This is a genomic window from Burkholderia sp. Cy-637 (genome assembly GCF_011753175.1).
In the GTDB taxonomy this organism is placed as follows: Bacteria; Pseudomonadota; Gammaproteobacteria; order Burkholderiales; family Burkholderiaceae; genus Burkholderia; species Burkholderia gladioli.
The window spans coordinates 1-22,943 of sequence record NZ_VWWC01000002.1 but is presented as its reverse complement, the minus strand read 5'-3'; the positions used below and the strand labels follow the sequence as shown (position 1 = coordinate 22,943).

The 22,943-nt window shown below is 69.8% G+C and carries 23 protein-coding genes; 20 read left to right on the top strand and 3 right to left on the bottom strand.

Annotation, left to right across the window (positions count from 1 at the left end; all coding sequences use genetic code 11):
• Window positions 1-36: 36 nt before the first annotated feature.
• The 3 genes from F3J10_RS00990 to F3J10_RS00980 all read right to left on the bottom strand — a co-directional run bounded on the left by F3J10_RS00990 (window position 37) and on the right by F3J10_RS00980 (window position 1,851).
• Window positions 37-867, bottom strand: coding sequence for an undecaprenyl-diphosphate phosphatase (locus F3J10_RS00990; RefSeq protein ID WP_025102054.1), 831 nt, complete (start codon window positions 865-867; stop codon window positions 37-39).
• A gap of 85 nt (window positions 868-952) precedes the next feature.
• Window positions 953-1,540, bottom strand: coding sequence for a DUF1439 domain-containing protein (locus tag F3J10_RS00985; protein ID WP_167240598.1), 588 nt, complete (start codon window positions 1,538-1,540; stop codon window positions 953-955).
• A gap of 14 nt (window positions 1,541-1,554) precedes the next feature.
• The gene (locus tag F3J10_RS00980; protein ID WP_025102056.1) at window positions 1,555-1,851 is read right to left on the bottom strand and encodes a YkgJ family cysteine cluster protein; all 297 of its coding nucleotides are present in this window, start codon (window positions 1,849-1,851) and stop codon (window positions 1,555-1,557) included.
• 169 nt (window positions 1,852-2,020) lie between these two features.
• Here F3J10_RS00980 and hemN point away from each other — a divergent pair, with 169 nt between their 5' ends.
• From hemN to ureG, 20 genes are all read left to right on the top strand, one after another.
• Complete coding sequence (gene hemN, locus F3J10_RS00975) at window positions 2,021-3,412, top strand: oxygen-independent coproporphyrinogen III oxidase (protein WP_025102057.1); 1,392 nt, start codon at window positions 2,021-2,023, stop codon at window positions 3,410-3,412.
• 67 nt (window positions 3,413-3,479) lie between these two features.
• Window positions 3,480-3,737: a hypothetical protein gene (locus F3J10_RS00970; RefSeq protein WP_167240596.1), complete on the top strand. Its 258-nt coding sequence runs from the start codon at window positions 3,480-3,482 to the stop codon at window positions 3,735-3,737.
• Window positions 3,738-3,956: 219 nt separating this feature from the next.
• On the top strand, window positions 3,957-4,610 hold the full coding sequence (locus tag F3J10_RS00965; protein ID WP_025102059.1) for a protein-L-isoaspartate O-methyltransferase: 654 nt from the start codon (window positions 3,957-3,959) through the stop codon (window positions 4,608-4,610).
• 28 nt (window positions 4,611-4,638) lie between these two features.
• The gene (locus F3J10_RS00960) at window positions 4,639-4,962 is read left to right on the top strand and encodes a rhodanese-like domain-containing protein (RefSeq protein ID WP_025102060.1); all 324 of its coding nucleotides are present in this window, start codon (window positions 4,639-4,641) and stop codon (window positions 4,960-4,962) included.
• Between the two features lie 446 nt (window positions 4,963-5,408).
• Entirely contained in the window at window positions 5,409-6,713 is a 1,305-nt protein-coding gene (urtA, locus tag F3J10_RS00955) for an urea ABC transporter substrate-binding protein (RefSeq protein ID WP_025102061.1), read from the top strand.
• A 75-nt stretch (window positions 6,714-6,788) separates the two neighbouring features.
• Window positions 6,789-8,402, top strand: coding sequence for an urea ABC transporter permease subunit UrtB (gene urtB / locus F3J10_RS00950; protein ID WP_167240594.1), 1,614 nt, complete (start codon window positions 6,789-6,791; stop codon window positions 8,400-8,402).
• A gap of 3 nt (window positions 8,403-8,405) precedes the next feature.
• On the top strand, window positions 8,406-9,587 hold the full coding sequence (gene urtC, locus F3J10_RS00945) for an urea ABC transporter permease subunit UrtC (RefSeq protein WP_025102063.1): 1,182 nt from the start codon (window positions 8,406-8,408) through the stop codon (window positions 9,585-9,587).
• Entirely contained in the window at window positions 9,584-10,450 is an 867-nt protein-coding gene (gene urtD / locus F3J10_RS00940) for an urea ABC transporter ATP-binding protein UrtD (RefSeq protein ID WP_025102064.1), read from the top strand. The genes urtC and urtD overlap by 4 nt, the downstream gene beginning before the upstream one ends.
• A gap of 23 nt (window positions 10,451-10,473) precedes the next feature.
• Window positions 10,474-11,166: an urea ABC transporter ATP-binding subunit UrtE gene (gene urtE / locus F3J10_RS00935; protein WP_013696866.1), complete on the top strand. Its 693-nt coding sequence runs from the start codon at window positions 10,474-10,476 to the stop codon at window positions 11,164-11,166.
• A 574-nt stretch (window positions 11,167-11,740) separates the two neighbouring features.
• Window positions 11,741-14,251 carry a family 20 glycosylhydrolase gene (locus tag F3J10_RS00930; protein WP_167240592.1) on the top strand — a complete coding sequence of 837 codons (2,511 nt, stop codon included), beginning with the start codon at window positions 11,741-11,743 and terminating at the stop codon, window positions 14,249-14,251.
• Window positions 14,252-14,553: 302 nt separating this feature from the next.
• Window positions 14,554-14,895, top strand: coding sequence for a PadR family transcriptional regulator (locus F3J10_RS00925; RefSeq protein ID WP_025098772.1), 342 nt, complete (start codon window positions 14,554-14,556; stop codon window positions 14,893-14,895).
• Window positions 14,892-16,115 (top strand): DUF1700 domain-containing protein, encoded by a 1,224-nt coding sequence (locus F3J10_RS00920; protein WP_167240590.1) that lies wholly within the window; start codon window positions 14,892-14,894, stop codon window positions 16,113-16,115. Before F3J10_RS00925 ends, F3J10_RS00920 begins: the two co-directional genes overlap by 4 nt.
• A gap of 56 nt (window positions 16,116-16,171) precedes the next feature.
• Window positions 16,172-16,942: a BPSS1780 family membrane protein gene (locus F3J10_RS00915; RefSeq protein WP_167240588.1), complete on the top strand. Its 771-nt coding sequence runs from the start codon at window positions 16,172-16,174 to the stop codon at window positions 16,940-16,942.
• A 181-nt stretch (window positions 16,943-17,123) separates the two neighbouring features.
• Complete coding sequence (locus tag F3J10_RS00910; protein WP_167234427.1) at window positions 17,124-18,020, top strand: urease accessory protein UreD; 897 nt, start codon at window positions 17,124-17,126, stop codon at window positions 18,018-18,020.
• A gap of 234 nt (window positions 18,021-18,254) precedes the next feature.
• Window positions 18,255-18,557, top strand: coding sequence for an urease subunit gamma (locus F3J10_RS00905; protein ID WP_025098768.1), 303 nt, complete (start codon window positions 18,255-18,257; stop codon window positions 18,555-18,557).
• Between the two features lie 8 nt (window positions 18,558-18,565).
• On the top strand, window positions 18,566-18,871 hold the full coding sequence (locus F3J10_RS00900) for an urease subunit beta (RefSeq protein WP_013696859.1): 306 nt from the start codon (window positions 18,566-18,568) through the stop codon (window positions 18,869-18,871).
• Between the two features lie 76 nt (window positions 18,872-18,947).
• Window positions 18,948-20,654 (top strand): urease subunit alpha, encoded by a 1,707-nt coding sequence (gene ureC / locus F3J10_RS00895; protein WP_017919632.1) that lies wholly within the window; start codon window positions 18,948-18,950, stop codon window positions 20,652-20,654.
• Between the two features lie 20 nt (window positions 20,655-20,674).
• Window positions 20,675-21,460: an urease accessory protein UreE gene (ureE, locus tag F3J10_RS00890; protein ID WP_167240586.1), complete on the top strand. Its 786-nt coding sequence runs from the start codon at window positions 20,675-20,677 to the stop codon at window positions 21,458-21,460.
• Window positions 21,447-22,127 carry an urease accessory protein UreF gene (locus F3J10_RS00885; protein WP_025098766.1) on the top strand — a complete coding sequence of 227 codons (681 nt, stop codon included), beginning with the start codon at window positions 21,447-21,449 and terminating at the stop codon, window positions 22,125-22,127. Before ureE ends, F3J10_RS00885 begins: the two co-directional genes overlap by 14 nt.
• Window positions 22,128-22,137: 10 nt before the next feature.
• Window positions 22,138-22,782: an urease accessory protein UreG gene (gene ureG, locus F3J10_RS00880; RefSeq protein ID WP_025098765.1), complete on the top strand. Its 645-nt coding sequence runs from the start codon at window positions 22,138-22,140 to the stop codon at window positions 22,780-22,782.
• Window positions 22,783-22,943: the final 161 nt, after the last annotated feature.

Below are 22,943 nucleotides of genomic sequence, written 5' to 3'. Positions count from 1 at the left end.
GACCGCTTTTTCATGCGCGGCAACTGCAGCGCCGGCTCAACTCCAGTCGAGCCAACCGCTGTAGCCGACCAGCAGGACCAGCAGCCCGAACACGATCCGGTACCACGCGAACGCCGTGAAATCGTGCGAGGCCACGTAGCGCAGCAGCCAGCGCACGCAGGCGAAGGCACTGACGAAGGCCGCCACCATCCCCACCGCGAACAGCCCGACCGAATCGACCGAGAACGCGTGCCAGTCCTTCACGGTTTCATAGAAGGTCGCGCCGAAGATGATCGGGATCGCGAGGAAGAACGAGAATTCGGTCGCCACGCGCCGGTCGAGGCCGGCCAGCATGCCGCCGATGATGGTCGAGCCCGAGCGCGAGACGCCGGGGATCAGCGCGCAGCACTGGGCGATGCCGACCTTCAGCGCGTCGAGCGGGCTCAGCGCGTCGATCGACATCACGCGGGCCGGCTCGCTACGATCGCGCTGGCGCGCCTCCGCCCACAGGATCACCAGGCCGCCGGCCACCAGCGCGAAGGCCACCGGCACCGGCGAGAACAGCAGGCGCTTGATCGCCTTCTCGAACATCAGGGCCAGCGCGATCGCCGGCAGCGTCGCGATCACCACGTTCAGCGCGAAACGGCGCGCCTCGGGCCGCGTCGGCAGCCCCGCCACCACGGTGCCGATCCGGCGCCGGTATTCCCAGCACACGGCGAGGATCGCGCCGAACTGGATCACCACGTCGAAGGTCTTCTCCTGCTCGGCGTTGAAGTCGAGGAAGCTGCCGGCGACGATCAGATGGCCGGTGCTCGACACCGGGAGAAACTCCGTCAGCCCTTCGACGACGCCAAGTATCAGCGCCTTGCAGATCAGTATCCAGTCCATCCTTCGCCCGTTCGTCAGAGTTGCAGAAACGGGTCGCCCCCCGTCGATCCAGCACGCGACCCGGCCGGCCGCGCGCTCGATGCCGTCATTTCTCGACGATCTCGACGCGTATGCCGTTTGTAAGGATCGTAATTGTACCGGGTTCGTAGTTAACCCCGGCAAATTGCAATTGTTCGGGCTTGAAGGTGTAGATCGGATAGTTGGTCAGCACCTGCGTGGCGAGCAGCCCGGCAGCCTGCCCGACCTGCGACGCATAGGCCTGCGCGTCGCCCTGCAGGTTCACGCTGTCCACGGCCGGCGCGCGCAGCACCACCGACAGGCTGGCCGGATCGTAAGCCAGTTGCGCGGAGACCGTAAACGTCCCGTTCACCGGCTCGCGCAGGAACGGGCTGGCGAAACGCGCGTCGAGCTGCACCGCAATGCGGTTCTGCTCGGGCAGCAGCCCCACCGCCGGGTTCGCGAGCGCCACGTCGAGCACCTGCGAGACGGTGCGCTGGTAAGGGAACTTGCGCGCCACCGCGCGCTGCACGTCGTTCTTCGAGAACGTGTAGTGGTTCGGGATGAACGGAAAGGTGGGCGTCGCGCCGCAGGCGGCCAGCGACGCCGATACGGCCATGGCCGCGAGCGCGGCCGTCACGAAACGACGACGGCCGTTCGCACGGGATGGGGTCATGCCAGATCTCCTGCTCAAGAGGCGGGGCGCGTCGCGGTCTCGAGCCGGGTCAGCCAGGCCAGCGCCTCGCCGCGCGAGGCCCCGCACATCTCGGCCTGCGGCTGCAGCCCGGCGCAGCACGCGGGGCGCTCGGGACGGCCGAAGATCGCGCAGCGCAGGTCCTCGCCCAATTGCACGCAAGGCACGCCGGCCGGCTTACCGTCGGGCATGCCCGGGATCGGGCTCGAAATCGAGGGCGCGATGCAACAGGCGCCGCATCCCTCGCGGCACGCATGCGCGGCATCCGCCCCTTGCTTGACTGCTACGTTCACGTCGAAAAACCCGCACTGATTCAACCAGGCGGCGAGGGCCGGCCCCAAGACCGGCTCCGCCGCGCGAACCCGCATTGTGCCATCGCAAACTTCGCCCAGATCGGCTTATCTCGTTAAGACGGGAAGCCACTAGACTGAACCGCGTCGCTCGTCGCCTGTCGATTCCTACATGACGTCCTGCTCATCCTCCCCCCTGTTCCGTCCCGATTTGCTGGCGAAATACACGGCGAACGGCCCGCGCTACACCTCCTACCCGAGCGCGCTGCAATTCGACGAGGCCTTCGGCATCGCCGACTACGAGCGCGCGGCGGCCGACCCGGGCGCGGCCTCCAGCGAGCTGTCGCTGTACGTGCACATCCCGTTCTGCGCGACGGCCTGCTTCTATTGCGGCTGCAACCGCATCGCCACCCGCAACCGCGCCCACGCGCGCCCCTACCTGGACCGCCTCAAGCGCGAGCTCGCGCTGCAGGCGCGCTGCTTCGATCCGGATCGCGTGATCACGCAGCTGCATTGGGGCGGGGGCACGCCCACCTTCCTGTCGGACGCGCAGATGGCCGAGCTGATGGCCGCCACCCGCGCCCATTTCCCGATCGCCGCGGACAACGAGGCCGAGATCTCGATCGAGATCGACCCGCGCACCGCCACGCCCGCCACCCTCGCCCACCTGCGCATGCAGGGCTTCAACCGGCTCAGCCTCGGCGTGCAGGATGTCGATCCCGAGGTGCAGCGCGCGGTCAACCGCGAGCAGCCGATCGAACTCACCGCCAGCCTGATCTCGGCCGCGCGCCTGGTGGGCTACCGCTCGGTCAGCGTCGACCTGATCTACGGCCTGCCGAAGCAGACCGTCGAGACCTTCGCGCGCACGCTCGCCGCCGTGATCGAGCTGGCGCCGGACCGGATCTCCGTGTTCGGCTACGCGCACCTGCCGCAGCTGTTCAAGATGCAGCGCCGCATCGACGCGGCCGGCCTGCCGCCGCCGGCCGCGCGCGTGGCCCTGCTGGGCCTGGCGATCGAGACGCTCACGCATGCCGGCTACATCTACATCGGCATGGACCATTTCGCGCGGCCCTCCGACGAGCTGGTCGCCGCCCAGCGCAAGGGCACGCTGCAGCGCAACTTCCAGGGCTACAGCACGCGCGCCGACACCGACCTGATCGGCGTGGGCATGTCCTCGATCGGCAAGGTCGGCGACGTCTACGCGCAGAACGCCAAGGATCTCGCCGCCTGGGGCGCGGCGATCGACGCGGGCCGGCTGCCGATCGCGCGCGGCCGGCGGCTGAGCGCCGAGGACCGGTTGCGCCGCGACGTGATCATGCGCCTGATGTGCCATGCCACCCTGCCCTTCGCCGAGATCGAGGTCACCTACGGGATCCGCTTCGCCGATCGCTTCGCCCGCGAACTGGCCGCGCTGCGCGAATTCGAGCGCGACGGCTTGGTCGCGATCGAACCGGGCTGCCTGACGATCCGCCCCGCCGGGAGGCCGTTCGTGCGCAATATCGCGATGTGCTTCGACGCCTACCTGTCGGACGCGATGGCCGGCCGCTGCTCGCGCACGCTCTGAACCGGGCCCGGCGGGCCGCCCGCCATCTGCGCTACAGTGGCGGTTTCCCGCTTTTCGCCGTTCCCCCATGCGCACGACCAAAGCGACCCACGCGGTCGAACGCCTGAAGACCCGCACCGGCAATCCGCGTTATGCCGCCGTCAGCGTGCCGGGCGACCTGTTCTACCTGACCGACCGCGCCAGCGGCAGCCTCGAGAAGCTCTGCGCGCCGCTGCCGCTCGACGAGTTCGTGGCCTTCGTCAACGGCCTCTCGCCGCCGGCGCCGCGCAAGGCCAGCAAGCTCGACGAGACCTTCGAGGACAAGATCCGCAAGGCCAAGGGCTGAGACGGGCGCCGCCGGCGCCCTGCCGATCCATGGCGCGGCGCGGTGCCGGCCCGCCGTGGCATGGCAGCCCCGCCCGCCTCGCTCCCCCGTCGTCCCGGGCGCCGCGCGGCCTTGCGCGATGGCATCCCGCCGCCGCGTCCGGGCGCAGCGATGGCGAGGCGTTTGGTACAATCGGTCACTCAATTTCCCCGCTGACGGCCGCCCCGCGGCAAGACCACCATGAACATCGACAATGCGCGTTTCAACATGATCGAACAGCAGATCCGGCCGTGGGAAGTGCTGGACCCTGAGGTCCTGAGCCTGCTGTCGGTCGTCAAGCGCGAGCTGTACGTGCCGAGCGTCTACCGTGATCTGGCCTTCGCCGATCTGGAACTGCCGCTGCCGGGCGGCCAGAAGATGCTGGCCCCGCGCGTCGAGGCGCGCATGCTGCAGGAGCTGGCGGTCAAGAAGCACGAGAGCATCCTCGAGATCGGCGCCGGCTCGGGCTACATGGCCGCCCTGCTGGCCCATCGCGGCCAGCACGTGGTGACGGTCGACATCGACCCGGCCCTGGTGCAGTTCGCCGCCGACAAGCTCCGCGACAACGGCGTGAGCAATGCCGAGGTGGTGCTGGCCGACGCCGCGCGCGGCCTGCCCGAGAAGGGCCCCTACGACGTGATCTGCGTCTCGGGCGGCCTGCCGGTGGTGCCGCAGGAGCTGCTGGAGCAACTGAAGGTGGGCGGCCGGCTGGCCGCCTTCGTCGGCTCGCGCCCGGTCATGAAGGCGCAGATCATCACGCGCATCGACGACAAGCAGTTCCGCGTCGCCGACGTGTTCGAGACCTACGTCGACCACCTCGTCAACGCCATGGAGCCCTCGCGCTTCAAATTCTGATCCACGCCACCCCGATATCCTCATGCCGATGCAGATCCTGACCGCCCCCGCCCTGGCCGCCTGGCTGGCCGATTCGTCCCGCCCCGCGCCGCTCGTGCTCGACGTGCGCGAACCGTGGGAGATCGCCACCGCGAGCATCGCGGGCAGCGTGTCGATCCCGATGCAGCAGATCCCCGCGCGCAGCGAGGAGCTCGACGACGAAGCCGAGATCGTCTGCGTCTGCCATCACGGCATGCGCAGCGCGCAGGTCGCGATGTTCCTCGAATCGCGCGGCTTCACGAAGCTCTACAACCTCCAGGGCGGCATCGACGCCTGGTCGCGCGACGTCGATCCGGCCGTCCCGCGCTACTGATCCGCCGGGCGGGCCCCGGCCCCTCGCGAGCCGAAGCAAGCCGTCCCGAGCGCCTCGCTCCCCAACGCCGCTGCCCTCCAGGCAGCGGCGTTCGTTTTTGTGCGCCGCCGATGCCCGCGCGCGGGGCGCCGCCCCGCCGCTCCCCCTTCCCGATACATCGCGGTGCGTGCGATGCGTCCCGAACGTGCGGGCGCCGCACGCATCGCGCACACGCATGATCGTCGGCTGTGCATCGCCCGCCGATGCACCACGATCGGCCGCGCCCTTGCACCGCCGCGGCTCATCGGCATGCCGCGCGCCTGCACCGCGACGGCTCGCCCGGCGAACAAAAAGCCCTGCCGAGCCCCGTCGCCTGGGGATTCCGGGCCCGCTGGCACATGCCTTGCGTTATCGCTCCTCGAAGCGCCGGCTCGGCGCAATCATGCCAACACGTCAAGGGGAACTCGATGAAGCGTCGCAGTCTGTTGAAGATCGGATCGATGGCCGGTGCACTCACGCTGGCGGGGCGCCTGCCGCTCGCCCACGCCGAGGACAAGGGGCCGATCAAGGTTGGCGTGCTGCATTCGCTGTCCGGCACGATGGCGATCTCCGAGACCTCGCTGAAGGACACCGCGCTGATGACCATCGCGGAAATCAACAAGGCCGGCGGCGTGATGGGCCGCCAGCTGCAGCCGGTGGTGGTCGACCCGGCCTCGAACTGGCCGCTGTTCGCCGAGAAGGCGCGCGGCCTGCTGACCCAGGACAAGGTGGCGGTGGTGTTCGGCTGCTGGACCTCGGTGTCGCGCAAGTCGGTGCTGCCGGTGTTCGAGGAACTCAACGGCCTGCTGTTCTACCCGGTGCAGTACGAAGGCGAGGAGATGTCGCGCAACGTGTTCTACACGGGCGCGGCGCCGAACCAGCAGGCGATTCCCGCCACCGAATACCTGATGAGCGCCGAGGGCGGCGGCGCCAAGCGCTTCTTCCTGCTCGGCACCGACTACGTGTACCCGCGCACCACCAACAAGATCCTGCGCGCCTTCCTGAAATCGAAGGGCGTGCAGGACGCGGATATTCAGGAGGTCTACACGCCCTTCGGCCATAGCGACTACCAGACCATCGTCTCGAACATCCGCACCTTCTCGCAGGGCGGCAAGACCTGCGTGATCTCGACCATCAACGGCGATTCGAACGTGCCCTTCTACAAGGAGCTCGGCAACCAGGGCCTCAAGGCCACCGACGTGCCGGTGGTGGCCTTCTCGGTGGGCGAAGAGGAGCTGCGCGGCATCGACACCAAGCCGCTGGTCGGCAACCTGGCCGCCTGGAACTACTTCATGTCGCTGCGCAACCCGGAGAACGCCAAGTTCAAGGCGATGTTCGCGGACTGGGTCAAGAAGAACAACCTGCCCGGCGGCGCCAAGCGCGTGACCAACGACCCGATGGAGGCGACCTATGTCGGCATCCACATGTGGAAGCAGGCGGTCGAGAAGGCCAAGAGCACGGACGTCGACAAGGTGCGCACGGCGATGGTCGGCCAGAAGTTCAACGCGCCCTCGGGCTTCGTGCTGGAGATGGACGGCAACCACCACCTGCACAAGCCGGTGATGATCGGCGAGATCCGCGCCGACGGGCAGTTCAACGTGGTCTGGCGCACCAAGACCACGGTGCGCGCCCAGCCGTGGAGCCCCTACATTCCGGGCAACGCGGGCAAGCCCGACGTGGTCAGCTCGATCGGCGACTTCCTGCGCCGCCGCCGCGCCGCCGCGCTGGCGTAATTCGCCGTACCGGGGCATGAGGCTCGGCTCGTGCCGCTCATGCCCCGCGATGTCCTCGCTCGACGGATCCCTCCCATGACACTGCGCCCCTTCCTGCGGATGCTGCTGGTTTGCGCGGCATTCGCGCTCGGCAGCCCCGCCGCCTTCGCCCTCGACGCCGCCGACACGGCCGCGCTGGCCGGCGACGACTTCGACGCGAAACTGGCGGCGATCGATCATCTGGCCGCGGCCGGCGACGCCGCCTCGGTCGGCCTGCTGCATGCGCTGGCCGACGGCACCGCGCTGGCCGCCGACGACGGCCGGCTGCTGCTGCAAGCCGACGACGGCAGCACCAAGGACGCCCTCTCGGGCGCCGCCGTGCAGCCCGGCGACGCGCAAGCCGTGACGCTCAACAACCTGCTGCGCAGCAAGGTCGCCAACGCGCTGTCGGGCCTCGACCTGGCCTCGCCCGATCTCGCCACGCGCACGGCCGCCGTCGATGCGCTGCTGAAGAATCCCGATGCCTCGCTCAAGCCGCTGATCGACAAGGCCCGCGCCAGGGAAAGCGATGCCACGCTCAAGCGCCGGCTCGACGCGCTGTGGGCGATCGCCGCGCTGCACGACGCCGATCCCGCCAGGCGGCTCGAGGCGGTCGACGTGGTGGCCGCGCGCCACGACCTCGACATGATCGAGCAGCTGCGCCCGCTGGTGGCCAGGCAGGCCGACGGCAGCTACGCCGAGCCCGATGCGCGGGTGCGCGCCGCCGCCCAGCAAGGGCTCGACGCGCTGCACTCGCTGCAGGAGCGCGGCGAGATCGCCAGCACCCTGTTCGCCGGCCTCTCGCTCGGCAGCGTGCTGCTGTTGGCCGCGCTGGGCCTGGCCATCACCTACGGCCTGATCGGCGTGATCAACATGGCGCACGGCGAATTCCTGATGATCGGCGCCTACGCCACCTACGTGGTGCAGACGCTGTTCCAGCGCTACGCGCCGGGCGCCTTCGACTGGTACCCGCTGGTGGCCGTGCCGGCCTCCTTCGCGGCGGCGGCGCTGGTGGGCATCGTGCTGGAGCGCACCGTGCTCAAGCATCTCTACGGCCGCCCGCTGGAAACGCTCCTGGCCACCTTCGGCGTGAGCCTGATCCTGATCCAGGCCACCCGCATGATCTTCGGCGCGCAGAACGTGCAGGTCTCGAACCCGTCCTGGATGAGCGGCGGCGTGACCCTGATGCAGAACCTGATCCTGCCGTACAACCGCATCGCGATCCTGGTGTTCTCGCTGCTGGTGGTGGCGATCGCCTGGGGCGTGCTGACCAGGACCCGGCTCGGCCTGTTCGTGCGCGCCGTCACGCAGAACCGCCGGATGGCGGCCTGCGTGGGCGTGAAGACCGCGCGCGTCGATTCCTATGCCTTCGCCTTCGGCGCCGGCATCGCGGGCCTGGGCGGCTGCGCGCTCTCGCAGATCGGCAACGTCGGCCCCGACCTCGGCCAGAACTACATCATCGACTCCTTCATGGCGGTGGTGCTGGGCGGCGTCGGCCAGATCGCCGGCACCGTGGTGGGCGGCTTCGGCCTGGGGCTGGTCAGCAAGGCGATCGAACCGTTCTGGGGCGCCGTGCTCGCCAAGATCGCGGTGCTGGTGATGATCGTGCTGTTCATCCAGAAACGCCCGCAGGGCATGTTCGCCCTGAAGGGCCGCAGCGCGGAGGCCTGAACCATGACCTCGATCACTTCCTCTTCCTCGCTGGCGCCGGCCACGGTGCCCACGCCCGTCGCGGGCGGCGCGCCCGGCTTCGCGCTGGGCCTGCCGCCGCGCGCGGCGCTGCTGTCGCGGCGCGCCTGGCTCGCGCTGATCGCGCTGTGCATCGCGATCGGCATCGGCGTGCCGCTGGCCGCGCTGGTGGTGCCCGAATCGAGCGCCTTCCACCTGTCCGCCTATGCGATGACGATCGCCGGCAAGTTCATGTGCTACGCGATCGGCGCGCTCGCGCTCGACCTGGTATGGGGCTACTGCGGGATCCTGAGCCTGGGCCACGGGCTGTTCTTCGCGCTCGGCGGTTATGCGATCGGCATGTACCTGATGCGCGAGATCGGCCACGACGGCGTCTACGGCAGCAGCCTGCCCGACTTCATGGTGTTCCTGAACTGGAAGTCGCTGCCCTGGTACTGGAGCGGCTCGGACCACCTCGCGGTGGCGCTCGCGCTGGTGGTGCTAGTGCCGGCCGTGGTCGCCTGGGTGTTCGGCTTCTTCACCTTCCGCTCGCGCGTGAAGGGCGTCTACCTGTCGATCATCACCCAGGCCATGACCTTCGCGGCGATGCTGCTGTTCTATCGCAACGAGACCGGCTTCGGCGGCAACAACGGCTTCACCGACTTCAAGCGCCTCGCCGGCTACGGCATCACCTCGCCCGGCATGCGCACGGTGCTGCTGCTCGCGAGCTTCGCCACCCTGGTGCTGGCCTTCCTCGCCGCGCGCGCGATCGTCACCTCGAAGCTCGGCCGGGTGGTCACCGCCGTGCGCGACGGCGAAACGCGCCTGATGTTCCTCGGCTACAGCCCGCTCGCCTACAAGCTGTTCATCTGGACCGTCTCGGCCGTGCTGTGCGGCATCGCCGGCGCCTTGTACGTGCCGCAGGTCGGCATCATCAACCCCAGCGAGATGTCGCCGGGCAACTCGATCGAGATGGCGATCTGGGTGGCGGTGGGCGGGCGCGGCACGCTGATCGGGCCGATCGTCGGCGCCTTCGCGGTGAACGGCGCGAAGAGCTTCTTCACCGCCTACTTCGCCGAATACTGGCTGTTCTTCCTCGGCCTGATCTTCGTGCTGGTGCCGCTGCTGATGCCGCGCGGCATCGTCGGCCTGGTCGATTCCCTGATCAAACGCGGAGCGCGTCGATGAACGAGAACGGCATGATGCCCGACCTGGCCCAGCCCGACGGCGGCGCCGAGGCGCTCACCCTCAGCGGCGTGGCCTCGATGGCGCGCGTGGTCGAGCCCGGCGCGATCGATACCTCGCACGGCACCATCCTCTACCTGGAGGACATCGAGGTCAGCTTCGATGGCTTTCGCGCGTTGAGGAAGCTGTCGCTGTCGATCGACGCGGGCGAGCTGCGCTGCGTGATCGGCCCGAACGGCGCCGGCAAGACCACCATGATGGACGTGATCACCGGCAAGACCCGGCCCGACGCGGGCAAGGTGTTCCTCGGCCAGACCCTCGACCTGTCGCGCATGAGCGAGCCCGAGATCGCGCGCACCGGCATCGGCCGCAAGTTCCAGAAGCCGACCGTGTTCGAGGCGCACCCGGTCTGGGAGAACCTCGAGCTGGCGATGAAGACCGACAAGGGCTGGCTGGCCTCGCTGCGCGCGCGGCTCGACCGCTCGGCGCAGCGCCGCATCGAGGACACGCTCGCGCTGATCAAGCTCGAGGACAGCGCCTACCGCCTGGCCGGCGAGCTCTCGCACGGCCAGAAGCAGCGGCTCGAGATCGGCATGCTGCTGATGCAGCAGCCGGCCCTGCTGCTGCTCGACGAACCCGCGGCTGGCATGACCGACCACGAGACAATGGAGCTGGCGCAGTTGCTGAACGCGCTGCGCGGCAGCTGCTCGATGATGGTGGTCGAGCACGACATGGAATTCGTCGCGGCGCTGGCCGGCGAAACCGGCTGCGTGACCGTGATGGCCGAAGGCGCGGTGCTCGCGCAAGGCACGCTCGATCAGGTCAAGCGCGACGAGGCCGTGATCGAGTCCTACCTCGGCCGTTGACGAATCTGAAGGACAACTAGCTTATGCTGAAGATCGATTCCCTCAACCAGTTCTACGGCGGCAGCCATATCCTGCGCAACGTCAACCTGAGCGCCGAGGAAGGCAAGCTGACCGTTCTGCTCGGCCGCAACGGCGTGGGCAAGACCACCCTGCTGCGCTGCCTGATGGGCGTGGTGGCCGCGAAGAACGGGCAGATCGCCTGGCGCGGCAAGCCGCTCGACGCGCTGGCGCCGCATGCGCGTGTCGCCGCCGGGCTCGCCTACGTGCCGCAGGGCCGCGATATCTTCCCGCGCCTGACCGTGGAGGAGAACCTGCTGGTGGGCGCGGCCAGCCGCAAGGCACCCTCGAAGGTGCCGGATCGCATCTACGAATTGTTCCCGGTGCTGCGCGAGATGCGCACGCGGCGCGGCGGCGATCTCTCCGGCGGCCAGCAGCAGCAGCTCGCGATCGGCCGCGCGCTGATGAGCGAGCCGCAACTGCTGATCCTCGACGAACCGACCGAGGGCATCCAGCCTTCGATCATCCAGGACATCGGCCGCACGCTGCGGCAACTGGTCGACGAAACCGGGATGACCGTGCTGCTGGTCGAGCAGTATTACGACTTCGCGAAGTCGATCGCCGATCATTACTGGGTGATGAGCCGCGGCGAGATCGTCGCCGGCGGCGCCGCCGACGAGATGGACGCCAAGGGCGTGCGCGAGCTGATCGCCGTCTGAGCCTTCCCCGCCTCCCCGTCTCCCCCCGCTCCCGGGGCGCCCCCCGCGCCCCGGATTTCCACGACAAGCCCGCCGATCGCGAGCGCCTCGCCGGCCGCGGCCCCGCCCGCTTCCCCCTTGCCCGTCCCCTCCCCGCCCCGATTCTTTCCCAGGCATTCGGGTTAATGCCAGTTCAATTCCAAATCAATACCACTTGAACACCAATTGGAGATTTCGTAATATTTCGCGCAAGGCTGACGACAGGCCGCGTCCCACTGAGAGGGGGAGACATGAAGAATTCCGCTTCGGCGCGCCGCGTTGCGCCCCAGGCTTGCCGGCATGCCGGCGGCCGACCCTGCCCCACGCCATTCCCGTAGTTCCGCTGCCGCCGGCACGCGCGCGAGCGCGCCCCGGCGTCCAGCCCGCCTCAGCACCTGCTGCATCCGCCGCACCCGTTTGACGATTGCCGCGCCACCGATCCGCGATGCCCATCGGGCATCGCGCGTGCCGTCGCGCGCCCGTTTCCTGGACACACCGGCCGCCACGATCCCGGGCTCCCGGGCCTTGATTCGCCGCATCCTCTTGGGGAAATCCGATGAACCGAACGCTGCTCCTGAAGGCCGCCCTGATCGCGGCCGCCGTGCTACCGGCCGCCGCCGGCGCGCAATCCGCCCAGACCTTCAACGCGCCGATGCCGGGCGCACCTGCCACGCCCGGCGCGCAGGCCCGGCCTCCCGGCGGCATCCTCAGCCCGTTCCTGCTGTCGGCCCAGCTCGGCCGCGACCTGATGCTGCATTACGCGATCGACAACAACAACGCGAACGCGGCCGGCGTGCCCTGTGCCGATCTCGGCGCCGATTCGGCGAGCTGCGCCACCGGCCGGCTGATCCTCGAGAACCGCGGCCAGGCGCGCATCAGCGGCGACGGCTGGAAGCTCTACCTGCACAGCATCCGGCGCCTGCTGCGCATCGACCATCCCGGCTTCACGCTGCGCCACCTGACGGGCGACCTCTACGAGCTGACGCCCAAGCCCGGCGCGGTCACGCTCGCGCCCGGCGCACGCCTGACCGTGCCCTTCGTGGCCGAATACTGGTTCCTGCGCTACAGCGATCTGCTGCCGCGCCCCTACGTGATCGTCTCGGGCGCGCTGCCGACCGTGCTGCGCCACAACGACACCGACGACGAGACGCGCTACGTCGATTCGCTGCCGGCCGACGCGCAGAGCAGCTCGACTGGCAACGCGCCGCCCGTCGCAGTCCAGCCGGTGGCGTCGCGCGCCCTGCCGAGCGTGAAGCGCGAGCGCCTCGGCAACGACACGGTGGAGCTGCGCGGCGTGCAGCTGGCACTCACCGGCCTCGCGGCCAACCACGTGGCGGCCCTGCGCGAGCGCGCCGGCGAGCTGGGCCTGGGCGGCTCGGGCCTGCCGGTGCGCGGCAGCATCGTGCCGCAACAACTGCCCGCCGACATCGCGATCCCCGGCGGCTACCGGCTCTCGATCACGCGCCAGGGCGCGAACATCGAGGCCTACGACCAGACCGGCCTCTACTACGGCGTGCAGACGCTGTTCTCGCTGACGCCGGCCGGCGGCGGCCGGATCCCGGCCATGCAGGTGGAGGACGCGCCGCGCTTCCCGCATCGCGGCATGCACGCCGACCTGGCGCGCAACTTCAAGCACGCCGACACGCTGCGCAAGCTGATCGACCAGATGAGCGCCTACAAGCTCAACCGCCTGCACCTGCACCTGTCCGACGACGAGGGCTGGCGCATCGAGATCCCCGGCCTGCCCGAGCTGACGGCGGTGGGCTCGCGCCGCTGCCACGATCCGAGCGAGACGCTGTGCCTGCTGCCGCAACTCGGCTCGGGGCCGGACAACCGCTCGGGCGGCGGCTACCTGCGTCGCGACGAATACGTCTCGCTGCTGCGCTACGCGGCCGAGCGCTTCGTCGACGTGATCCCCGAGATCGACATGCCGGCCCACGCGCGCGCCGCGGTGCAGTCGATGGAGGTGCGCTACCGGCTGTTCCACGCGCTCGGCCGCGAGCGCGAGGCCAGCGAGTACCGGCTGGTCGATCCGCAGGACACCTCGAACACGCTGTCGGTGCAGTTCTACGATCGCCGCAGCTATCTCAACCCCTGCGCGCCCGGCTCGCTGAAGTTCGCCACCAAGGTGATCCGCGAGATCGCCGCGATGTACGCCGATGCGCAGGCGCCGCTGCCGATCTGGCACTTCGGCGGCGACGAGGCCAAGAACATCCTGCTCGGCGCCGGCTTCCAGCCGCTCAACGGCACCGACCCGAACAAGGGCCGCGTCGACCAGGCCGCGCAGGACCTGCCCTGGGCCCGCTCGCCGATGTGCACCGCCCTGCTGCAGCGCGGCGAGATCAAGTCGACCGAGGAGTTGCCGACGCGCTTCGCGCAGCAGGTCAGCGCGCAGGTCGCGGCCAACGGCATCGGCACCATGGCGGCCTGGCAGGACGGCCTCAAGCATGCCAACGGCCCGCAGGACTTCAGCACCCGCAACACCATGGTGACGCTGTGGGACACGCTGTTCTGGGGCGCCGCCGACAGCGCGCGGGACTGGAGCGCGAAGGGCTATCGCACCGTGCTGGCCCTGCCCGACTACCTCTACTTCGACTTCCCCTACACCACCAACCCGCGTGAGCGCGGCTACTACTGGGGCTCACACGCGACCGACGAGTACAAGGTGTTCTCGTTCGCGCCGGAGAACCTGCCGCAGAACGCCGAGGTGATCGGCGACCGCGACGGCAATCCGTTCGAGGTGACCGGCACCGGCGCCGCGCCGCGCCTGGAAGGCATGCAGGGCCAGGCCTGGGGCGAGGTGATGCGCAACGACAGCGAGTTCGAGTACATGGTGTACCCGCGCCTGCTGGCACTGGCCGAGCGCGCCTGGCATCGCGCCGACTGGGAGCGCCCGTACGCGGCCGGCGTGCGCTACAAGCTCGGCGACACGCACCTGGTCGACAAGGACGCGCTGAACCAGGACTGGGCCGGCTTCGCCACCGTGCTCAAGCAGCGCGAGCTGCCGAAGCTGGGCCGCGCCGGGATCGGCTACCGCTCGCCGACCTTCAGCCTGTCCGGCAGCTGATCGGCTCCGATCGGCACGGCGCCGGCCGGCTCCCGGCCGCCGGCGCCATGCAGGTCACCCCGATGGCGGGCGGCGCTCGATGCCCGCCATCGCGCCCCCGTATTCTTCCCTCGCCCGCCCGGCAAGGCCGTCGCGCTTGCCGGGCGCGGTTTTTCCCGCCTCCGCTGTCGTGCATGAAACAGTACCTTGCATAAAACAATACCGGCTGCTACATTGCAGCCCATGGCTCGACGGAACAAGTCCCGCCAACAATCGTGCATTGCAAGGTACCCTGCAATGCACACCAAAGCAGACGGATTCGCATGAAGACCCAGTTGAAAAAGGGAACGCTCGACATGTGCGTGCTGGCCGTGCTGGCACGCGGGGACAGCTACGCCTACGAACTCGTCTCGACGCTGTCGGAAACCATGGAAATCAGCGAGGGCACCATCTACCCGCTGATGCGGCGCCTGCAGGCCGAGGCCTGGGTGTCGACCTACTTCGTCGAGTCGAGCTCGGGGCCGCCGCGCAAGTACTACTCGCTGACGGCCGCGGGGCGCAGCAGCCTGGCGGGCATGGAACAGGAATGGCGCAGTTTCGTCAATGAAGTCAACGGCGTGCTCGGCTTGCCCGGCGTGCCAACCGCGACAGGGGAGCAGCAATGACGCAGGACGCATTCATCGAGCAATTGCGGCATGAACTGCGGAGTTTGCCGAAGCACGTGGTCGACGAGATCGTCGCCGACTACCGCGAGTACATCGGCGACGCGCTGGCCGCCGGCCGAAGCGAGGCCGAGGTGGTGGCCGCGCTGGGCGAGCCCGCCAAGCTCGCCCGCGAGCTGCGCGCGCAGGCCAACTTCCGCCAGTGGGAGACGCGCCGCTCGTTCGGCAACCTGATGCGCGTGTTCGCCTCGATCGCCGGGCTGGGCCTGCTGCAATTGCTGCTGCTGGTGCCCTTCATGTTCTACCTGCTGCTGCTCACCGCCGCCTATGCGCTGTCGGCGGGGCTGTTCGCCGCGGGCCTGGCGATCGTGCTGATGCTCGGCAGCCATCACCTGTTCGGCTGGCCCTCGGCCGACTTCATCCCGTTCAGCATCGAGGCCGGCTCCGACGACGGCCGCGCCGGCGCGAAGGCCGCCGCCCGTCGCGACGCGGACGAAGACGACGACGATGACGACGAGAAGTCCGCCGCCGCGAGCGCGCCACAGGCTCCGCCCGCCCCCGAGGCACCGAAGGCGAGCCAGGCCGGCACCGCCGCGGCGAGCACCGAAGCGCTGCTGGCGCACCTGAACGTGCCCGACCTGCGGGTGGACGGCGAGCGCTTCGTGCTGCGCCCGCAAGCCGGCACGCATGTATCGATCGTCACCACGGCGGGGCCCCTCGAGCTGAACAATCGCGACGGCAAGCTGCACGTCGAGGCGGTCGGCGGCTCGCGCGCGCTGTTCACCGTCGAGGGCGAAAGCTGGTCGATCCGGCGCATCGACGTGGTGGCGCTCGAGCTGCGCGACAAGCAGGGCGACAAGGTCTCGGCCGCGCGCGTGGGCGGCAAGCCCGAGTCGATGGCCTGGGACATCCGGGACCGCGACGGCAGCATGTCCTTCGTCGCGGGCGACACCCCGCACCTGAGCCTGAAGAGCGGCGATGACTCGATCGAGATCGACCGCAACCACGTCGCGCTCGGCAGCGGACGCGACCGGCTGGTGATCGTCGGCTCGCACGGCGAGCGCATCGGCACCCTGCTCTACGGCTTCGCGATGCTGGTCAGCGGCCTGCTCGGCCTCTGGCTCTGCCTGCTGCTGACCCGCGCCACCTGGCGCGGCCTGGTGCGCTACGTGCGCCGCCAGGCCGAACGCATCACCGAACGACTCGACACCGGCGCGGCCTGACGCGGCGCGCCATCCCCCTGACTCATGCAGTGTTTTTTCATCGAGAGGAAACGGTCATGAACCGGCACATCGCTTCCAGCGCGGCAGCCGTCGCGCGCCCCTACGATCCGCGTCGCCGCGGCACGCCGCGCGGCGTATCGATTCGCCAATTGCCCGGCTGGCTCGCGCACGGGCTGTCGATCGCGCGCCAGCGGCCCGTCTGGTGGCTGTTCGCGCTGCTCGCCTGCGCCGACACGGCCACCCTGTTCGAACTCGCGCCGCGCCTCGCGCTGCTCGCGCCGATGGCCGCGCCGCTGGCGGCCGCCGTGCTGGTGCTGATGCAGGAACGCGCCACCCATGCGCGAGCCTGGTCGTTCGGCGAGGCCTGGCTCGCGGTGGCCGAGCATCGCAACACGCTGCTGGCGATCGGCTGCGCGACGGCCGCGATCGCCGGTGCCGGCTACGCGGCCGCGCATGGCCTGCGCCAGTCGCACCTGGTGCCGGCCGACCCGCTCGAGGCCGAGGCGCTGTCACTGCTGGTGGCGCTGCCCTGCTACGCGCTGGCGCTCGCCCTGTTCTGGTTCGCGCCGGCCCTGGTGGTGCTGCGCCGCGCATCGGCCGGCGAGGCGATGCTGGCGAGCGCGCGCGCCGTGCTGCGCAACCTGCCGGTCGCGCTGGTCCATGCCCTCGCGCTGGGCGCCGACGCGCTGGCCGCGCCGTGGCTGCCGGTGGCCCTGCGCGCCCTGGTGGTCACGCCGCTGCTGGCCGCGCTGGTCGTGTTGGGCATGTACGCGAGCTACCGCGCGCTGCTCGGCGATCGCTGGACCGCCTCGCCGGCACGCGGCTGAGCCGGGGCCGCAATATTGATCCGCGCGCGCCGGCATGGCCGCCTGAGGTAGCATGTCGGCGCGCGGCAGGAGCCGCGCCGGAACGCAGTCGAAGCGCAGCAGCCAGGCGGCCGGTTCCGGATTGTCCGGATCGCGCGGCTCGCTCGCCCGGTCCCTTGCCCGATGCCTTTCCGTTCGTTCGATGTCCGCTCACGATCCGCACGCCCCCGCCTCACCCGATAGCGCCACCACCGGTGCCGCCGCGAAGAAATCCTGGCGCGCCACGCTCGAGCTCGGCTTCGAGCGGCAATCCGCGCAACGCACGGCGCTGGTACACCGCCGCCACGACGGGCCGCTGCGGATCCAGCGCCCGCTCTATCCCGAAGGCGACGCGATCTGCCACGCGGTGATCGTGCATCCGCCCGGCGGCGTGGCCGGCGGCGACCGGCTCGACATCGCGGTGCGCGTCGGCGCCGGCTCGCATGCGGTGATCACCACGCCGGGCGCCACCAAGTGGTACAAGTCCAACGGCCTGGACGCGCGGCAGCGCATCGCCGTCGAGGTGGGCGACGACGCACGCCTGGACTGGCTGCCGCAGAACAACCTGTTCTTCGACGCGGCCCAGGCCTCGCTGGAGTTTTCGCTGACGCTCGGCGAACGCGCCAGCGTGATCGGCTGGGACGTCTCGCAACTGGGCAGGCAGGCCGCCGGCGAAACCTGGTCGGTGGGCCGCATCGCCTCGTATGCGCGCATCGTCGGTGCCGACGGCCAGCCGCTCTGGGTCGAGCGCGCGCACCTGGGCGCGACCGAGCCGCTGCGCGAGACACCGCAAGGGCTGGCCGGCTTCCCCGTATACGGCACGCTGTGGGCGATCGGCGACGCTTGCACCGACGCGCTGGCGGAATCGCTGGCGCCGACGCTGCCCTTCACCGACACGCTGCGCGCCGGCGCCACCTGCGTCGCGCCGCGCGTGATGCTGGTGCGCGCGCTGGCCGGCTCGGTCGAGGCGCTGCAGCAGTTGTTCGTCGAGCAGTGGACGCGGCTGCGCCCGGTGGTGCACGGCGTCGAGGCGAAACCGCTGCGGCTCTGGCAGACCTGAGGCTCTCCTCCCCCTTCCCTCTCTTCCTCGCACCATCTCGATGCACCGCGCCGGCCCCGCGCACCGGCGCGGTGAGCGCGCGCACGCAAACGGGCCGCGCAGCGCACTACCGCATGGCACACGGCTTGCATTCAGACAGAACCTCATGCGGGCCACCGGTCGCGATGCTAGGATCGCTTGCCATGTCTGCAACACACGCGCGAATCATTACGTCTAGCTAAACATTAGGCTTTCATGAAGCTGACCCCACGAGAGAAGGACAAGCTGTTGATCTTCACCGCCGCGCTGCTGGCCGAGCGCCGCCGCGCCCGCGGGCTGAAGCTCAACTACCCGGAGACGGTCGCGTTCATCACCGCGGCGCTGATGGAAGCCGCCCGCGACGGCAAGACCGTGGCCGAGGTGATGCACTACGGCACCACCCTGCTCACGCGCGAGGACGTGATGGACGGCGTGCCCGAGATGATTCCCGACATCCAGGTCGAGGCGACGTTTCCCGACGGCACCAAGCTGGTCACCGTCCATCACCCGATTCCCTGAGGCCCACCATGATCCCCGGCGAAATCCTCACCGACGACGGCGAGCATGAGCTCAACGTCGGCCGCGCCACGCTCACGCTGGCGGTCGCCAATACCGGCGACCGGCCGGTGCAGGTCGGCTCGCACTACCACTTCCACGAAGTCAACGACGCGCTGTCCTTCGATCGCGCCGCCGCGCGCGGCTACCGGCTCAATATCGCCGCCGGCACCGCCGTGCGCTTCGAGCCCGGCCAGACGCGCACCGTCGAGCTGGTCGAGCTGGCGGGGGATCGCATCGTCTACGGCTTCCAGGGCAAGGTGATGGGCAAGCTCTGAGCCCGCCAGGCCGGCCCCCGCGCCCTCCCATCGTTCGCAGCCCGGCCCCGGCCGGGCGCCCCAAGGATTCGACACCATGACACTACGCTTGAGCCGCCGCGCGTACGCGGAAATGTTCGGCCCGACCACCGGCGACCGCATCCGCCTCGCCGACACCGAACTGCTGATCGAGGTCGAGCGCGACTGCACGATCTACGGCGAGGAAGTGAAGTTCGGCGGCGGCAAGGTGATCCGCGACGGCATGGGCCAGTCGCAGCGCGTCGCGGCGGAAGTGGCCGACACGGTGGTGACCAATGCGGTGATCCTCGATCACTGGGGCATCGTCAAGGCCGACATCGCCATCAAGGACGGCCGCATCCAGTCGATCGGCAAGGCCGGCAACCCCGACATCCAGCCCGGCGTGACCATCGCGATCGGCGCGGGCACCGAGGTGATCGCCGGCGAGGGCATGATCGTCACGGCCGGCGGCATCGACACCCACATCCACTTCATCAGCCCGCAGCAGATCGACGAGGCGCTGGCCTCGGGCGTGACCACCATGATCGGCGGCGGCACCGGGCCCGCGGCCGGCACCAATGCCACCACCTGCACGCCGGGGCCCTGGCACCTCGAGCGCATGCTGCAGGCCGCCGACGGCTGGCCGATCAACATCGGCTTCCTCGGCAAGGGCAACGTGAGCCTGCCGCAGCCGGCCGAGGAACAGATCGCGGCCGGCGCGATCGGCCTCAAGCTGCACGAGGACTGGGGCTCCACGCCGGCGGCCATCGACAACTGCCTGACGGTTGCGGACGCAACCGATACGCAGGTGGCGATCCACACCGACACGCTCAACGAGGGCGGTTTCGTCGAATCGACGGTGGCCGCCTTCAAGGGCCGCACGATCCACACCTATCACACCGAGGGTGCCGGCGGCGGCCATGCGCCCGACATCCTGAAGGTCTGCTCGGAGCTGAACGTGCTGCCCTCGTCGACCAACCCGACGCGGCCCTACACGATCAACACGCTCGACGAGCACCTCGACATGCTGATGGTCTGCCATCACCTCGATCCGTCGATCGCCGAGGACCTGGCCTTCGCCGAATCGCGAATCCGCCGCGAGACCATCGCCGCCGAGGACATCCTGCACGACCTCGGCGCGCTGTCGATGATGTCCTCGGATTCGCAGGCGATGGGCCGGGTGGGCGAGGTGATCATCCGCGCCTGGCAGACCGCGCACAAGATGAAGGTGCAGCGCGGCCGGCTGCCCGAGGACGGCGCGCGCAACGACAATTTCCGCGCCAAGCGCTACGTCGCGAAGTACACCATCAACCCGGCGCTCACGCACGGCATCGCCCACGAGGTCGGCTCGATCGAGCCGGGCAAGTGGGCCGACCTGGTGCTGTGGGAGCCGGCCTTCTTCGGCGTGAAGCCGGCCATGATCCTCAAGGGCGGCATGATCGCGGTGGCCCAGATGGGCGACCCGAACGCCTCGATCCCGACCCCGCAGCCGGTGCATTTCCGCGAGATGTTCGCCACCCGCGGCGGCGCGCTCGGGCGCACCTCGCTCACCTTCGTCTCGCAACTGGCGGCCGATCGCGGCGTGGCCGCGCGCTACGGGCTGGCCAAGCAGGTGGTGGCGGTGCGCGGCTGCCGCACGGTGACCAAGGCCGACATGATCCACAACGCCTGGCGGCCGAGCATCACGGTCGACCCCGAAACCTACGACGTGGTGGCCAACGGCCAGTTGCTGACCTGCGAGCCCGCCACGGTGCTGCCGATGGCGCAGCGCTACTTCCTGTTCTGACCGAATTCCGATTACGTTTCATGCGCACTCTCGACAAACGCATTGCCCCGAACGTGAAGCTGGCCGCCTCGCTGGTGGCCCGCGCGCCGACCCTCACGCTGGCCTACGACGCGCGCTGCCGCAGCCGCTTCGCGGCCACGCTCGACAGCGGCGAGGAGCTGGCCGTGGTGCTGCCGCGCGGCACCGTGCTGGCCGACGGCGACGTGCTGGTGGCCGACGACGGCGCGCTGGTGCGCGTGGTGGCCGCCGCCGAGGCGGTGATGCGGGTACGCGCGCCCGATGCGCTGACCTTCACGCGCGCGGCCTACCATCTCGGCAATCGCCACACGCCGGTCGAGATCGGCCTGGACACGCTCAAGCTCGAATACGATCCGGTGCTGGCCGACATGCTGACGCGGCTCGGCGCGCGCGTCGAACGCGTCGAGGCGCCGTTCCAGCCCGAGGCGGGCGCGTATGGCGGCGGTCATCGGCACGGCCACGACGCGAGCTTCGCGGAAGACTACGCGCTCGCGCAGCAGGTGTATGGCGAGCATCACGGACATGCGCACGGGCACGGCCACGATCACGACGATCATGCGCACGGGCACGATCATGCGCATGCGCACGGCGCGCACACGCATCAGCATGGCCATGACCACGCCCACCACGGGGCGGCTCACGAACACGGCCACGCCCATTCGCATTCGCACGACCACGAACATGCCCACGGCGCGGCCTCGCACACGCATCCGCACGAACATCGGCACGATCACGAGCACCGGCACGGCGACGACTGCAAGCATTGCCACGACCATGGACACGACTGAACTCGTCGCGCTGCTGCACCTGGCCTCGCCGGCCCTGCCGATCGGCGCCTTCAGCTATTCGCAGGGTTTCGAGGCCGCGCTCGACGCCGAGCTGATCCGCGACGCCGACAGCGCGCGCGACTGGATCGCCAGCGGCCTGGCCGACGTGCTCGCGCTCGGCGAGCTGCCGCTGGTCGCGCACCAGCTCGAACGCTGGCGCCGGCACGACACCGAGGCGCTGCTCGACGCCAATGCGGAATTCATCGCCAGCCGCGAATCGGCCGAACTGCGCCGCGAGACCGAGCAGATGGGCTGGTCGCTCGCCCAGCTGTGCGGCTCGCTCGAATGGGGCGACGCCGCGCAGCGCGCCACGCTGGCCGCGATGCGCCCCATCGCGCTGCCCACCGCCTATGCCTTCGCGGCCGCCGCGCACGATGCGGCGCCCGACGCGACGCTGACCGCCTATGCCTTCGGCTGGGTCGAGAACCAGGCCGCCGCCGCGCTCAAGGCGGTGCCGCTCGGCCAGCTCGCCGGCCAGAAGATCCTGGTCTCGCTGCGCGGCACCATCGCGGCCGCGGTGCGCCGCGCGCTGGCCACGCCGCCCGAGGCGATCAACACCTTCGCGCCGCTGCTCGGCATCCTGTCGGCGCGGCACGAAACCCAGTACTCCCGACTGTTCCGCTCCTGAACGCACGACCATGAACACGCCCTCCGCTTCCTCCCGCCGTACCAAGAAACTGCCGCCGCTGCGCGTGGGCATCGGCGGCCCCGTCGGCTCCGGCAAGACCACCCTGCTCGAGATGCTCTGCAAGGCGATGCGCGAGCGCTACGACCTGGTGGCGATCACCAACGACATCTACACCAAGGAAGACCAGCGCCTGCTGACCGTGGCGGGCGCCCTGCCCGAGGAACGCATCATGGGCGTCGAGACCGGCGGCTGCCCGCACACGGCGATCCGCGAGGACGCCTCGATCAACCTCGAGGCCGTCGATCGCATGCTGGGCCGCTTCCCCGATGCCGACATCGTGTTCATCGAGTCGGGCGGCGACAATCTCGCGGCCACCTTCAGCCCCGAGCTGTCGGACCTGACGATCTACGTGATCGACGTGGCCGGCGGCGAGAAGATCCCGCGCAAGGGCGGCCCCGGCATCACCAAGTCGGACCTGCTGGTGATCAACAAGACCGACCTCGCGCCGCTGGTGGGCGCGAACCTGGAGATCATGGCCTCCGACACGCGCAAGATGCGCGGCGAGCGCCCCTACGTGATGACCAACCTGAAGGCGCTGGAAGGCGTGGCCGAGGTGATCGCCTTCATCGAGAAGAAGGGTTTGCTGAACGCGTAAACGTGCGAACGGCCGGCAATGCCGACCGTCTTCGCTCGGGGCGATGCGCCCCTCCGATGGCGCGCGCTCAGGCCGTCCAGGCCTCGTCGCGCGCGGCGGCGCCAGGCGGCGGCAGCAGCGCCGTCAGCACGTCGACGGTGCGCGCCGTCGCGCCGCGATGA

Excerpts from the sequence above, each read along its gene's own strand:
- F3J10_RS00990 (WP_025102054.1), bottom strand. The coding sequence starts at position 867 with ATGGACTGGATACTGATCTGCAAGGCGCTGATACTTGGCGTCGTCGAA.
- F3J10_RS00985 (WP_167240598.1), bottom strand. The coding sequence starts at position 1,540 with ATGACCCCATCCCGTGCGAACGGCCGTCGTCGTTTCGTGACGGCCGCG.
- hemN (WP_025102057.1), top strand. The coding sequence starts at position 2,021 with ATGACGTCCTGCTCATCCTCCCCCCTGTTCCGTCCCGATTTGCTGGCG.
- F3J10_RS00970 (WP_167240596.1), top strand. The coding sequence starts at position 3,480 with ATGCGCACGACCAAAGCGACCCACGCGGTCGAACGCCTGAAGACCCGC.
- F3J10_RS00965 (WP_025102059.1), top strand. The coding sequence starts at position 3,957 with ATGAACATCGACAATGCGCGTTTCAACATGATCGAACAGCAGATCCGG.
- F3J10_RS00960 (WP_025102060.1), top strand. The coding sequence starts at position 4,639 with ATGCAGATCCTGACCGCCCCCGCCCTGGCCGCCTGGCTGGCCGATTCG.
- urtA (WP_025102061.1), top strand. The coding sequence starts at position 5,409 with ATGAAGCGTCGCAGTCTGTTGAAGATCGGATCGATGGCCGGTGCACTC.
- urtB (WP_167240594.1), top strand. The coding sequence starts at position 6,789 with ATGACACTGCGCCCCTTCCTGCGGATGCTGCTGGTTTGCGCGGCATTC.
- urtC (WP_025102063.1), top strand. The coding sequence starts at position 8,406 with ATGACCTCGATCACTTCCTCTTCCTCGCTGGCGCCGGCCACGGTGCCC.
- urtD (WP_025102064.1), top strand. The coding sequence starts at position 9,584 with ATGAACGAGAACGGCATGATGCCCGACCTGGCCCAGCCCGACGGCGGC.
- urtE (WP_013696866.1), top strand. The coding sequence starts at position 10,474 with ATGCTGAAGATCGATTCCCTCAACCAGTTCTACGGCGGCAGCCATATC.
- F3J10_RS00930 (WP_167240592.1), top strand. The coding sequence starts at position 11,741 with ATGAACCGAACGCTGCTCCTGAAGGCCGCCCTGATCGCGGCCGCCGTG.
- F3J10_RS00925 (WP_025098772.1), top strand. The coding sequence starts at position 14,554 with ATGAAGACCCAGTTGAAAAAGGGAACGCTCGACATGTGCGTGCTGGCC.
- F3J10_RS00920 (WP_167240590.1), top strand. The coding sequence starts at position 14,892 with ATGACGCAGGACGCATTCATCGAGCAATTGCGGCATGAACTGCGGAGT.
- F3J10_RS00915 (WP_167240588.1), top strand. The coding sequence starts at position 16,172 with ATGAACCGGCACATCGCTTCCAGCGCGGCAGCCGTCGCGCGCCCCTAC.
- F3J10_RS00910 (WP_167234427.1), top strand. The coding sequence starts at position 17,124 with ATGTCCGCTCACGATCCGCACGCCCCCGCCTCACCCGATAGCGCCACC.
- F3J10_RS00905 (WP_025098768.1), top strand. The coding sequence starts at position 18,255 with ATGAAGCTGACCCCACGAGAGAAGGACAAGCTGTTGATCTTCACCGCC.
- F3J10_RS00900 (WP_013696859.1), top strand. The coding sequence starts at position 18,566 with ATGATCCCCGGCGAAATCCTCACCGACGACGGCGAGCATGAGCTCAAC.
- ureC (WP_017919632.1), top strand. The coding sequence starts at position 18,948 with ATGACACTACGCTTGAGCCGCCGCGCGTACGCGGAAATGTTCGGCCCG.
- ureE (WP_167240586.1), top strand. The coding sequence starts at position 20,675 with ATGCGCACTCTCGACAAACGCATTGCCCCGAACGTGAAGCTGGCCGCC.
- F3J10_RS00885 (WP_025098766.1), top strand. The coding sequence starts at position 21,447 with ATGGACACGACTGAACTCGTCGCGCTGCTGCACCTGGCCTCGCCGGCC.
- ureG (WP_025098765.1), top strand. The coding sequence starts at position 22,138 with ATGAACACGCCCTCCGCTTCCTCCCGCCGTACCAAGAAACTGCCGCCG.